Annotated in this window: 12 protein-coding genes; 10 read left to right on the top strand and 2 right to left on the bottom strand. The window is 41.6% G+C overall.

What is annotated here, in order from left to right:
* The first annotated feature begins 7 nt into the window (after positions 1-7).
* A complete protein-coding gene (locus tag GUA46_RS14155) occupies positions 8-3,151 on the top strand; it encodes an efflux RND transporter permease subunit (RefSeq protein WP_218109563.1) in 3,144 nt (1,047 codons plus the stop codon).
* 2 nt (positions 3,152-3,153) lie between these two features.
* Here GUA46_RS14155 and upp read toward each other — a convergent pair whose 3' ends face one another.
* The gene (upp, locus tag GUA46_RS14150; RefSeq protein WP_176621034.1) at positions 3,154-3,807 is read right to left on the bottom strand and encodes a uracil phosphoribosyltransferase; all 654 of its coding nucleotides are present in this window, start codon (positions 3,805-3,807) and stop codon (positions 3,154-3,156) included.
* A 172-nt stretch (positions 3,808-3,979) separates the two neighbouring features.
* Here upp and GUA46_RS14145 point away from each other — a divergent pair, with 172 nt between their 5' ends.
* From GUA46_RS14145 to GUA46_RS14135, 3 genes are all read left to right on the top strand, one after another.
* Positions 3,980-4,894, top strand: coding sequence for a DnaJ C-terminal domain-containing protein (locus GUA46_RS14145; protein ID WP_176621033.1), 915 nt, complete (start codon positions 3,980-3,982; stop codon positions 4,892-4,894).
* A gap of 5 nt (positions 4,895-4,899) precedes the next feature.
* Positions 4,900-5,190, top strand: coding sequence for a chaperone modulator CbpM (locus tag GUA46_RS14140; RefSeq protein WP_176621032.1), 291 nt, complete (start codon positions 4,900-4,902; stop codon positions 5,188-5,190).
* A 106-nt stretch (positions 5,191-5,296) separates the two neighbouring features.
* Positions 5,297-6,118 carry a universal stress protein gene (locus GUA46_RS14135; RefSeq protein ID WP_176621031.1) on the top strand — a complete coding sequence of 274 codons (822 nt, stop codon included), beginning with the start codon at positions 5,297-5,299 and terminating at the stop codon, positions 6,116-6,118.
* Here GUA46_RS14135 and GUA46_RS14130 read toward each other — a convergent pair whose 3' ends face one another.
* Positions 6,119-6,526, bottom strand: coding sequence for a hypothetical protein (locus GUA46_RS14130; protein WP_176621030.1), 408 nt, complete (start codon positions 6,524-6,526; stop codon positions 6,119-6,121).
* An 84-nt stretch (positions 6,527-6,610) separates the two neighbouring features.
* Here GUA46_RS14130 and GUA46_RS14125 point away from each other — a divergent pair, with 84 nt between their 5' ends.
* From GUA46_RS14125 to GUA46_RS14100, 6 genes are all read left to right on the top strand, one after another.
* A complete protein-coding gene (locus GUA46_RS14125; RefSeq protein ID WP_313790873.1) occupies positions 6,611-8,140 on the top strand; it encodes a sensor histidine kinase in 1,530 nt (509 codons plus the stop codon).
* Positions 8,118-9,164 (top strand): response regulator, encoded by a 1,047-nt coding sequence (locus tag GUA46_RS14120; protein WP_176621029.1) that lies wholly within the window; start codon positions 8,118-8,120, stop codon positions 9,162-9,164. Before GUA46_RS14125 ends, GUA46_RS14120 begins: the two co-directional genes overlap by 23 nt.
* 89 nt (positions 9,165-9,253) lie before the next feature.
* Positions 9,254-10,087, top strand: a complete 834-nt coding sequence (locus GUA46_RS14115; RefSeq protein ID WP_176621028.1) for a universal stress protein — start codon at positions 9,254-9,256, stop codon at positions 10,085-10,087.
* A gap of 113 nt (positions 10,088-10,200) precedes the next feature.
* Positions 10,201-11,046, top strand: a complete 846-nt coding sequence (locus tag GUA46_RS14110) for a universal stress protein (RefSeq protein WP_176621027.1) — start codon at positions 10,201-10,203, stop codon at positions 11,044-11,046.
* A 133-nt stretch (positions 11,047-11,179) separates the two neighbouring features.
* The gene (locus GUA46_RS14105) at positions 11,180-11,596 is read left to right on the top strand and encodes a hypothetical protein (RefSeq protein WP_108244452.1); all 417 of its coding nucleotides are present in this window, start codon (positions 11,180-11,182) and stop codon (positions 11,594-11,596) included.
* 121 nt (positions 11,597-11,717) lie between these two features.
* Positions 11,718-12,161 carry a hypothetical protein gene (locus GUA46_RS14100; RefSeq protein WP_176621026.1) on the top strand — a complete coding sequence of 148 codons (444 nt, stop codon included), beginning with the start codon at positions 11,718-11,720 and terminating at the stop codon, positions 12,159-12,161.
* The last annotated feature ends 6 nt before the right edge of the window (positions 12,162-12,167 follow it).

Below are 12,167 nucleotides of genomic sequence, written 5' to 3'. Positions count from 1 at the left end.
AGCTGCTATGATGGACGATAAGGAAAATGATGGAAAAGTAAGGAAGGAAGGGGCCATAGGTTATATGGCCCGAAATTCAATCGCCACAAATCTATTGATGCTGATACTTTTGGGTGGTGGTATTTTTACCATGTATACAATCCAAAAAGAAGTTTTTCCTGAGTTCCAGTTGGATTTTGTTGATGTATCCGTGGCCTATCCGGGTGCTTCGCCAGCAGAGGTGGAACAAGGCGTCCTTCAACCTGTGGAAGAAGCCGTACGAAGCGTTCAGGGCATAAAGGAAATCGTTTCACAGGCCGATGAGGGGTCGGGTCAAATCAGTATAGAACTTATCGCAGGCTCCGAACGAATGAAAGCCTTTCAGGACATTGATCAGGCCATCAACAGAATTCGAACTTTCCCTGATGATATAGAACGGCCAGAGGTTAGCCTGCGGTCCAGACAACGTGATGTACTTCAAATCGGTCTTTATGGAAAGGCGGACATTTGGACGCTTCGGATACTGGCCGAACGTTTGAGGACCATTTTATTGAGCAATCCGGCAATCACCCAAGTGGAGCTCAACAATGTTCCCGATTATGAGACACGTATCGAAATTAATCGCAACAACCTTCAAAAATATAACTTGACCCTTGGCCAAGTGGCGGACATAATAAGGCAGAGTAGTAACGATGTTCCTGCAGGAGCAGTACAAACACAGAGTGGTGAGATATTGCTGAGGATGAAGGAACGTAAACAATGGGCGGACGAATACGGAAACATTACCATCGTATCCGCACCTTCAGGGGCCAAGGTAAGCTTAAGCGATATTGCGACCATTACCGATGATTTTGAAGAAACCGGATTTCACGGACAGTTTAATCAACAAAATTATGTGGAACTCCAAATATTTAGGATAGGCGACCAATCCCCAATGGAAATCGAGGATGTAGCTTTAGGCATACTTGAGGATTTCCAGTTGCCACCCGGTGTAAATTACCGTACCGATAGCAATAGGGCGTCCGACTACCGTGAACGATTGTCCCTATTGACAGAAAATGGTGTGCTGGCCATCATCATTGTTTTGCTGATACTCACCTTGTTCTTGGAATATCGTTTGGCCTTTTGGGTAATGATGGGGATGACGGTCTCTTTTATAGGTGGAATGATTTTTCTTCCTCTAATCGGAATCAGTGTAAACATGATATCCATGTTCGGGTTTTTGGTCGTGCTTGGTATCGTGGTGGATGATGCCATCGTGGTCGGGGAAAACGTGTACGAATACAGGAAAAAAGGGCTAAGTCCCATTAAGGCGGCCATTGCAGGAACCAAAGATGTTTCTCTTCCGGTGGTCTTCAGTATCACCACTACCATTATTGCTTTTGTACCACTGCTTTTTATGCCAGGGGAAACAGGTAAGTTTTGGCAACCCCTTCCAGCGGTGGTCATTGTAATATTGGCGGTTTCTTTGTTAGAGGCATTATTTATTCTACCATCGCATTTGGCCCATTTAAAAAAGGATCCGAGCAAGAACAAATGGGTGCATAAACTTGAAAGTTGGCAAGGTGCTTTTGCCAACAAGTTCAATGAGCTGGTCGATAAATGGTACCGCCCATTACTGGACAAGTGTCTTAAGCATAGATATATTACCCTGTCAAGTGCTGTAGCACTTTTATTGATAGTAGGAGGATATGGCTACAGTGGGCATATGGGAATGATCATGATGCCGGAAGTAGCGGCGGATGAAATAGAGGCAGGTGTCCGCTTACCAGTAGGAACAACTCCGGACCAAGCTGCCAAGGTAGCCCACGATATCTCCGATGCTACCCAAAGAATGTTCGAAGAACATAATTTATACGAGGTTGCCGAAGGAATCAAGACTAATGTGCGTGGACAAAATTTTATTGATGTGGAAATCGTAATGTTGCCGCCGGACCAGAGGGATATTACCGCCGGGGAGGTAATTGCTCTTTGGCGTGATAATATTGGGGACATAGAAGGTGTTGATCAAATTACCTTTGAAGCCGAAAGAGGTCCCGGAGGTGCCCGACAGGCAATCAGTATAGATTTGAGCCATACCGATATCAATGTGCTAGAAAAAGCAAGTACGGCATTTGTTGAAAGAATGGAGATGTTTTCCAATACACGGGACGTCACAGACAATTACAATAAAGGAAAATTACAGTACGATTTTAAGCTCTTGCCACAAGGTAGAAATTTGGGGCTAACCTCAAATGAAGTGGGAAGACAGGTAAGGAACGGGTTTTTTGGTGCATTGGCCATGAGACAGCTCCGGGGTATGGATGAAATTGAGGTCCGTGTAAAACTCCCGATGGAAGAGCGTAAGGATATCAAAAACCTCGAAAACTTTTTGATAAGAACGCAGGATGGAGTGGAGGTACCCTTAATGGATGTGGTCGAGGTTCAACAACGAGAGGCATTTACCAGTATCAACCGTAGGGACGGCCGTAGGGTCGTAAATGTTGGAATGGATGTGGAACCAGCTAATGCTGTCAACAGGGTAATTGCAAAAGTCCAAGAGGAAACACTGCCACAACTACGGGCCGATTTCCCGGGCATTACCTGGACCTTTGAGGGAAGCCAGGCCGATATGCGGGAAAGCACCAGTACGTTACGCGCTGGATTTGCCATAGCCATGTTATTGATCTATGCCCTCTTGGCCATAGCTTTTAGCAGTTATGTACAACCCTTGATCGTGATGACGGCCATTCCCTTTGGTATCGTTGGCGCGGTAATCGGACATATTTTGTTGGGTTACGACCTCTCCCTGGTCAGTTTGATGGGAGTTATCGCGTTGTCCGGAGTGGTTGTGAATGATTCTTTGATCATGATTGATTATGCAAACAAGCGTAGGAAAGAAGGCGACCTTATATACAAGTCCATTCACGAAGCCGGGCTGAGAAGATTCCGACCTATAATTTTAACTACCATGACCACTTTTGGTGGTTTGGCCCCCATTATTTTGGAAACCTCAAGTCAGGCATTTTATCTGATACCCATGGCCATTTCACTTGGATTCGGTATTGTGTTTGCCACGGCGATCATATTGGTTATAGTGCCATGTCTATACCTGATTCTTGAAGATGCGAGGTTGTCCATTCAAAAAGGAAGAACGGTCAAGGAAGTGGACGTGTCGGAGAGTGCGATTTGATTTTATAATTTTAACCCGTAGCTCAAATCACCGGCATCGCCCAAACCTGGAACAATATAACCTTTGCTGGTAAGCCCTTCATCCACAGCTGCAATCCACAACTGGGTATTATCGGGAAATGTTTTAGCTACTTTTGCCACACCGGTTTTGGAACCAATGACGGAAATAATGTGAATCTGTTTTGGCGAACCATGACCTTTTAGGGCATTGAGAACATTTTCCAAAGTTTTTCCCGTGGCCAGCATGGGGTCCGTTAGCACCAAGATTTTATTATCAAGCGGAGGCGCTGCAAAATAATTTACAATAACTTCAAAATCATCATCATTATTGGGATGGTTACGGTATGCCGAAATAAAGGCATTTTCGGCCCCATCAAAATAACCCAAAATTCCGTGGTGCAAGGGCAATCCTGCTCTAAGCACGGAGCAAAGCACCAATTTATCAGAACATGAAAAGGATTTTTTGGTGCCCAAAGGAGTTGTGATTTCCTTTGGTTTATAATCCAATGTTTTGCTCATTTCGTAAGCCAGAATCTCTCCAATGCGTTCAATGTTGCGGCGAAACCGCATGGCATCTTTTTGGATATTAACATCCCTTATTTCAGCAATAAAACTATTCAAGATGGAATTGGTCTGGTCGAATTGATGAATGATCATGTATTGGATTTATCAACTTAAAGATACTTCTTGTAGCTTAGATACGAAAATCAAAAACTTTCGAAGGCAAAGTGTGGTGTTCTGACAAAGGTCATTGTGAAGAAAGAAGATTTTAGCGAAATTTGATAAGGTAGTTTACGGTTCAACCTAACTCAGATTTCTAGATTGACTTATGGATTTTATCGATTATTATAAAGTATTGGGGGTGGACAATAAAGCATCCACTGATGAGATTAAAAAGGCTTATCGGAAATTGGCAAGGAAATATCATCCCGATCTTAACCCTAACGATTCGGAGGCGGAAAAGAACTTCAAACGTGTGAATGAGGCCAACGAGGTGCTTTCCGACCCCGAAAAAAGAAAAAAATATGATGAGTATGGTAAGGATTGGCAGCATGCTGAGGAGTTTGAAAAAGCAAGGCAATCACGTTCACAACATGCTCGTCAAAATACTGGTTCGGGGTATACGTACAGCCGTTCAGGAGGTTCAGCCCAGGATTTTTCGGACTTTTTTGAGTCGATGTTCGGAGGCGGAGGTGCCGGGTTCGGTTCCGGTGGCCAACGGGTACGGTTTAGGGGACAGGATTACAATGCTGAATTAAAATTGTACCTAAAAGATGTCTACACAACCCAAAAGCAAACGCTAACGGTGAACGGAAAAAATATCCGTTTGACCATTCCCGCAGGTGTAGAAGATGGGCAGACCATTAAAATCAAAGGGCATGGAGGCCCTGGTATCGAAGGCGGCCCAGCAGGAGATCTCTACATTACCTTTTCCATCGTCAACAATACAACTTTTAAACGCGACGGGGAAAATCTGTACAAGACCATTGAAATTCCTTTGATCAAAGCTGTTTTGGGCGGAGAGATACAGGTGGAGACGCTAACAGGAAGAGTGAAATTAAAAGTAGCTCCCGGAACCGATAACGGTACACAGGTAAAACTTAAGGGGAAAGGGTTTCCGAAATATAAAAAGGAAGGACAGTTTGGCGACCTGTACCTAACGTATGTGGTAAAAATGCCCAAAAACCTGACCCCGGAACAAAAGTCGTTGTTTGAATCCTTGGAAGAAACCAACCTAACATAGTACAAATGAAGGAAGAACATTATATATCGGTAAAAACATTTTGTGAACACCATGGAGTTGGTGAATCTTTTGTTCGTTCCATGTGCGAATATGAGATTCTACATGTAGATTTTGAACAAGGAGACGGACAGCTACATTTGGAAGATTTGCCACTTTTGGAAAAAATGGCCCGTCTACATAACGAACTTGATATAAACCCTGAAGGAATCCAGGTCATTCACCACTTGTTAGGTCAAGTGGAAAGTCTGCAACAAGAGGTGGCAGCTTTAAAAAGAAGGCTCAATACATTAGAATAAGTATGTTTTTTTGACATGACAGGCGTCATAGGAAAATAATCGTTCAGAGATTATTTTTAAGGATAAGTTGGTTTGGAAACATTCCACCCCCCTAAAATTTGATGTCATGAAAAAAATATTGGTACCCGTCGATTTCTCAAAGCATTCCGAATATGCCCTTGAAGCAGCATCAAAAATTGCGAAGCAACATAAGGCCAAAATTGTTTTGCTCCATATGATCGGAATATCCGATTCCGTTTTGGCCAATTCCGAAATAGCCGAAGAGGCAGAAGCCAAGTATTTCTTGAAATTGGCAAAGGATAAAATCAATGAATTTACCAAGAAGAAATATCTCGAAGGTATTCCTGTGGACAGTATTATCCAAAATTATAAGGACTTTGAAGAAGTAAATCAAGTGGCCCTTGAACAAAACTGTGATATGATCGTAATGGGTTCGCATGGAACCAGTGGACTGAAGGAATTATTTGTTGGGTCCAATACGGAAAAAGTGGTGCGTTCCTCTGAACTTCCCGTTATCGTAATCAAGGCAGGCTCCAGTGGATTTGATGTTAAACGAATGGTGATGGCGTGTGACCTGGAGAAGGAAGCCATTCCGGTGTATCGCAAAGCCGAGGCTTTTGCCCAATTGAACAACGCTTCCTTGGAAATGGTATATGTGCACAGTGCCGGCGCCAATTTTATGGGCAGGGATGATGTGGTCGAACGGATGGAAAACTTTAAAAAGGAATTGGGCAAGGAAATCGATATCCATTTTTATGACGATAATTCCGTGGAGCGGGGCATACTGCGTTATTGTTTTGAAAGAAACGCTGACCTATTGGTAATTCCAACCCATGGCCGCAAGGGATTGGACCACTTTGTTGTTGGAAGTTTGGCCGAGAATGTATCCAATCACGCCAAGATACCGGTAATGACCATCAAAATTTAATTATTCTTCGAAGAGTAACTGGAGGCGACCCAATAAGATAAGTTCCGATTTATTGCTACCATAAAATGCAGCGGCTATAGCTCTTGAAGTAGACATGGCCAAATGCTTGATTTTTGGGGTGAACAGAATTTTATGCTCCATATAGAATGCTTCAAACTCCTCATAGATTTCTTCACTGTCCTTTTGATATTCCAATAACCAATCAAAAACAGAAATAATTTGAAAAGCAGAATCAGTTCCATATTCATCTTCAATATCATCAACCTCCAGCCAATGGTCGCGGACCACTTCGTTCAGTTTTTCCATTTCCTTCATATGGACACTATGGTCTGCCATGGCCACGGCATAAAAGAGTTTTCCTAGGTTTTGGTATAATTCGTTCACTTGTTTTTTTCCAGATTCCAACATTTTCTTAATTTTTAACTCAAGATTAAATATACTGATCCAATTGACATGAATGCATGATCAAAATCAGTAATTTTAGTAATTGTTTTGAAAACATTCGAAGAAAGTAACGTCTTGGGTATGTTTTCGGAGGTTATCTCCGAGGGCATAGTCATTGTCAATGCCCAACAGCAAATTACTGCGAGCAATAAGGCCGCCAATAAAATGTTCGATTATAAAGAGGGAGAGCTTATCAGCAAACCTTTGGACATTTTAATTCCACAACGTGCAAAGCACAAACATGGCAAACTGGCCGATAAATTTATGGGCGAGGGCAAGGCCAGACAAATGGGAAAAGGGTTGGACTTGGTTGGAATCCGCAAAGGTGGGGAAGAGTTCCCATTGGAAATAAGCCTTAACCCGTTCAAGATTCAAGAAAAACAATATGTTTTGGCCCTGATCATGGATATCACTGAAAAAAAGAAGGCCGAACAGACCATAGATTATTGGTTCCAGATTTTTGATGAGTCCCTGAACGAAATCTATGTGTTCGATGCGGAATCTTTTATTTTTATCAATGTGAACCGTGGTGCCCAAATGAATTTGGGGTACAATATGCAGGATTTGGGAAAGATGTCCGTAATGGATATTAAACCAGAGGTCACCAAGGATGTGTTGGAACGTTTGATATCGCCACTGCTATCGGGACGAAAGGAAAAGGTGATTTTTGAAACCATCCATAAAAGAAAGGACGGTTCCCTATATCCGGTTGAGGTACACCTTCAACTCTCCTTTATTGGGAAAAGAAGGGTATGCGTAGCGATTGTTCTGGATATTACCGAGAGGAAAAATTACACGCAGCAACTGGAAAATACCGTAGAGGAAAGAACCCAACAATTAAGGGAGGCGCTACAGGCCGAGAAAAAGCTCAACGAGCTAAAGACCAAATTCCTTTCCTTGGTGTCCCATGAGTTTAAAACACCGCTTTCCAGTATTTTGACCTCAACATCCCTTTTGAAAAAATACACTACATCGGAACAGCAGGAAAAGCGGGACAAACACATTACAACCATTAAATCCAAGGTAAGGTATCTGGATAATATACTTACCGATTTTCTTTCCATAGAGCGTTTGGATCTTGGTAAGGTGAATTATTCCATTACCTCCTTTCCGCTGAGCAAGTTGATAAATGAGGTGGTGTACGACGCCAATATGCTCTTAAAAGAAGGCCAACGGATACAGTATCCAAGAGATATCGATGGGATTGTAGTAGAATTTGATGAAAAAATTATGGGGTTGGCCCTTTCCAATTTAGTTCACAATGCCATAAAGTATTCTCCTGAGCATTCAGATATTGAATTAAGGGTATCCCAAGAAAATGACCAATTGAAAATTGATGTCGTGGATAATGGATTCGGAATACCGCTCGAGGACCAGCCATTTATTTTTGACAGATATTTTAGGGCCACCAATGTGCTTACCGTTCAAGGGACGGGAATAGGCCTCAATATTGTGCGCCAACATATGAACAACCTAAACGCTAATGTAACTTTTAAGAGTGAAATGGGGACAGGCTCTACGTTCACTCTGTTCATACCAATAAATAACAAGGAAAATGAAAAAAATTTTACTGGTTGAAGATGACACCTCGCTACGCGAAAATGTAGCAGAATTGTTGGAATTGTCCGGTTTTAATGTGTGTTCTGCATCAAATGGAAGAATAGCTGTGGATATGGCAAAAAAGGAACTTCCCGATTTGGTGCTTTGTGATATTATGATGCCCGAACTGGACGGATATGGGGTTTTGGAAGAATTATCGTCTGACAAAAGCACGCGCCATATCCCTTTTATTTTTGTTTCTGCCAAAACCGAAAAACAGGATGTGAGAAGGGGCATGAACCTTGGTGCCGATGATTATTTGACCAAACCATTTGAAGAAGAGGAACTTTTGTCTGCCATTGAGTGCCGCTTAGAGAAGGCAAAACAAATGGATACCTTGCTCAAAGAACGGCCTGAACAAGTAAGGGAGGATGAGATTCGTACCTTGAACGAACTGAAAAACTTCTTTGATGATCATGGAGAACAGTTCTCTTTTAAAAAAGACGAGGTCATCTATAATAGCGGAGACCATTCAAACATGGTATTCCTTATCCTAAAAGGCGTCGTCAAAGGTTGTAGTCTGGATGAAGAAGGAAAGGAATTGATTACATCCATATATGCAGAGGACGATTTTTTGGGGTTTACTTCATTGACCGACCATCTACCGTATCAGGAATATGCCATTGCTATCGATGATGTGGAACTCGCGGGTATATCCAAAGAAAAAGTCAAGGCCATTTTAGAGGACAATAAAAGCATTTCCTTGGAATTGATGGATGTTATTGCCGGCAACCTCGCAGAAATAAAAAAGCAGTTGTTGCAAATGGCCTATAGTTCGGTGAGAAAAAAAACGGCGCAAACGCTTTTGCTGTTTTCCAAAGCAATAAACAGGGATAAGCAACAGGCCTTAAAAATTACGCGAAGCGACTTGGCGGGCCTTGCTGGCATTGCAACTGAGAGTTTAATACGAACGTTGTCGGATTTTAAACAAGAAGGACTTATTGCCATCGAAAATAGAAACATTTTGGTACTCGACAAGGAGGCTCTGGAGCAGGTACATTAACTAAATCAATGTTATAAATAGTGTAAGTGATATTTATCATTCCTTATTTTTTTGTGAATGATAAACTTGTGCCCACAATTTATGACATAATGAAGAATATTCTGGTACCGACCGACTTTTCCCAGAACTCCATCAGGGCACTCAAGTATGCACAGATGCTGTTCAGCTCTTTGGAATGCAACTTCTATTTGCTCTATGTTGGTACGCTCCTAGATACAAAAAACGATGCTGGACTTTACATAAAAACCGATAAGGTCACCGAAAGCACCAAAAAGGAACTGGCTGAACTGGTCAAGGAAACAAGGGAGCACAGTTTGGAGGCCAATCATTTCTTTTTCCCTTTGCACGAATATGGGTTTTTTATCCCCACCATTAAAAAGCATCTACAGGAAAACAATATCGACCTTATTGTGATAGGGACCAAGGGAGCATCTGGCATCAAGGAAAAGGTAGTGGGAACCCATACTGGAGATGTCATCACCAAAGTCCAATGCAATACCTTAGTGGTCCCCGAGGATGTTGAAATCTCCAAACCCAGGGAAATTGCCTTTCCCACAGACTTGAACATTTTCTATTCTTTAAAAATCCTTCGACCTATGATGGAAATGGTGAAGCTGGGCAAGTCGCAATTTCGTATTATGCATGCAATACAGGAGGGCGACCACCTGACCGAGGAACAAAAGAACAATAAAGAATATCTTTTGGACTTTATAAAGGAAACCCTCCAAGAAGGTCATAGCTTTCACACCATTACCAATAAAAAAGTGAAGTCTGCCATTCAATGTTTTGTGGAAAGCCGGGAAATTGATATGATGTTCATGGTGGCCAAGAATATCAATTTTATACAACAGGTTTTGTTCGATTCCATTGTGGAACAAATCAGTTTTCATACAAAAATACCCTTCTATGTGATACATGAATAAGGGGTGGAAGATTATACTTTTGATTTTTTGGAAACCATGTGATGCAAATCATATCAGGACTGGGAAAGCTTGTGTAACTTTGATATGATTAGTATCTTAAAATCAACTGAGTAATGATCAAAGTCGTATTGCCCACCGATTTTTCTGAAAATGCGTTCCATGCCATTGCCTATGCCTTGAAGTTATTGCATAACCATACATGCAGGTTTTATTTAGTGCATACATACACACCGCCCATTTACAGAGTGGATTATACACTGGGCAGCCCTGGACAGTTGGGATTACCGGATGTTCAAAGAAATAGTGCAGAGGAAGCTCTGGAAGATACCATAGAAAAAATCAGGCCCCTGTCCAATCCCGCCAAGCATACTTTTGTGTCCCATGCCGCTTTTAACACACTGGCAGAAGAGATGGATTCCATTTCCCATAAAGAGGGTATCGATTTTATTGTGATGGGAACACAAGGAGCCACAGGTGCTATGGAAATTCTCTTTGGGTCCAATACGGTTCAGGTAATCCAAAAATCTGCAGTACCTGTTTTGATGATTCCAAGCGATTTTGAATATGAACCGCCAAGAAATATCTTGTTTCCTACCGATTATGAAGTGGATTACCAAAAGGCCCATCTGGATTTTCTACTCAAATTCTCCAAGCTAGAGCATTCCAAGTTGCATATATTGCATATATCCTCACCAGAAGGACTCGATGAAGGACAAGTAAACCAAAAAGTACGATTGGAAGGAAAACTGTTGGAACACAACCATGAATTCTACGACCTGCCCGACCAAGAACTGATAGCGGCCATCAATGCCTTTCAGGAAAAACAACCTGTTGATTTGCTGGTCATGGTTAAGAACAAACATTCATTTTTAGAGCGTCTTTTTTTGGAACCCGTCATCAAAAAAATAGGCCTGTACAGCAAAGTCCCTTTTATGGTACTTCCTATACCTCTTGAGTAAAATAGTCTCCTTCAGGTGATATAAATCATTGCAGAGAAGTATGAATCCTTGTATTTTCTAGCAAAACCGATATACTGGTTAAGGGAGAAGAACACCCATGTTAAAAGGAATTATAATTAAAAAGGATGATGGTATGAAACAAGTAGGGATATGGATGGATAAGCAAGAAGCCAAAGGAGTGGTGCTTAACAATAACAAGGAAAGTTTTTTTAATATTTCCTCAGAACTTGATTTTTTTAACCCCAAGGGAGGTGCGCGTTCCAAAACTAAATGGGGTCCACAGGATGTGGTGCAGGACAGCAAATATCTTGAAAGGGAGAAACACCAATTAAAAAAATACTTTGAAGAGATAGCCGAGCAAGTTTCAGATGCCGACGAAATAGTCATTTTTGGCCCTGCGGAAACACCGGATAAATTTTTGGACGCTCTAAAAACAAGACATTCCCGTATAGCCGAAAAAGTAAAGAAGAAAGAGACTGCGGACAGCATGACCGAGAACCAGATAAAGGCATTGGTTAAAAAATCCTTTGGAAAGGACGGTCGAAATTGAGAATCCAGATAATCATCGTTTGATATGATTTAAATCATTATACATCAAATGATTGTGGTCTATTTTTGATTGGCCAGGAATTTGGCAATACATGACATGTAACAATGTTTAAATTATCGTTATGGAAACAAAATCAAACAAAAGGAGGCTTAAAGAGTGGTTCAGTGCAGAGGAGCTGCACGAGGAATCAAAGAAGTGGTTTTCTGAATTGAAATTTGCCAGAGATGAGCAAAAATTTCTGAATACCATGGTGAAGGATTATACATTGGACATTATTGATTCGGATATGTTCAAAAGTGTACAGCCCCTGGTGCAATCCTTGAACCAATCCGAAAAGGATTTGGTGGACTTGTTCAAAAGGGTGCAATTGCATGAAAATCAGCTCCAGATCATGGTAGATGATATTAATCAAGAAAAAATGGAAGCAGCCTATCTGGATACCCACAACGATTTGTCCATGGATGTGTCCGATTACTTTATGAAGTACAGGCACACCAAGAACCTCATGTTCGATATTATATCCAAAGTGATTAAGCGCAAAAAGCAAAAACGATTGTTGAATTAAATTGAA

Origin of the sequence: Flagellimonas chongwuensis (genome assembly GCF_013376415.1) — a bacterium.
Classification (GTDB): Bacteria; Bacteroidota; Bacteroidia; order Flavobacteriales; family Flavobacteriaceae; genus Flagellimonas; species Flagellimonas chongwuensis.
The sequence above is the reverse complement of the archived record's forward strand: the minus strand, read 5'-3'. Positions and strand labels throughout refer to the sequence as shown.

What these genes read in the sequence shown, in the direction of transcription:
- GUA46_RS14130 (WP_176621030.1), bottom strand. Translation starts at nt 6,526, where the DNA reads ATGTTGGAATCTGGAAAAAAACAAGTGAACGAATTATACCAAAACCTA.
- GUA46_RS14110 (WP_176621027.1), top strand. Translation starts at nt 10,201, where the DNA reads ATGATCAAAGTCGTATTGCCCACCGATTTTTCTGAAAATGCGTTCCAT.
- GUA46_RS14105 (WP_108244452.1), top strand. Translation starts at nt 11,180, where the DNA reads ATGAAACAAGTAGGGATATGGATGGATAAGCAAGAAGCCAAAGGAGTG.
- GUA46_RS14120 (WP_176621029.1), top strand. Translation starts at nt 8,118, where the DNA reads ATGAAAAAAATTTTACTGGTTGAAGATGACACCTCGCTACGCGAAAAT.
- upp (WP_176621034.1), bottom strand. Translation starts at nt 3,807, where the DNA reads ATGATCATTCATCAATTCGACCAGACCAATTCCATCTTGAATAGTTTT.
- GUA46_RS14155 (WP_218109563.1), top strand. Translation starts at nt 8, where the DNA reads ATGATGGACGATAAGGAAAATGATGGAAAAGTAAGGAAGGAAGGGGCC.
- GUA46_RS14135 (WP_176621031.1), top strand. Translation starts at nt 5,297, where the DNA reads ATGAAAAAAATATTGGTACCCGTCGATTTCTCAAAGCATTCCGAATAT.
- GUA46_RS14145 (WP_176621033.1), top strand. Translation starts at nt 3,980, where the DNA reads ATGGATTTTATCGATTATTATAAAGTATTGGGGGTGGACAATAAAGCA.
- GUA46_RS14140 (WP_176621032.1), top strand. Translation starts at nt 4,900, where the DNA reads ATGAAGGAAGAACATTATATATCGGTAAAAACATTTTGTGAACACCAT.
- GUA46_RS14115 (WP_176621028.1), top strand. Translation starts at nt 9,254, where the DNA reads ATGAAGAATATTCTGGTACCGACCGACTTTTCCCAGAACTCCATCAGG.
- GUA46_RS14100 (WP_176621026.1), top strand. Translation starts at nt 11,718, where the DNA reads ATGGAAACAAAATCAAACAAAAGGAGGCTTAAAGAGTGGTTCAGTGCA.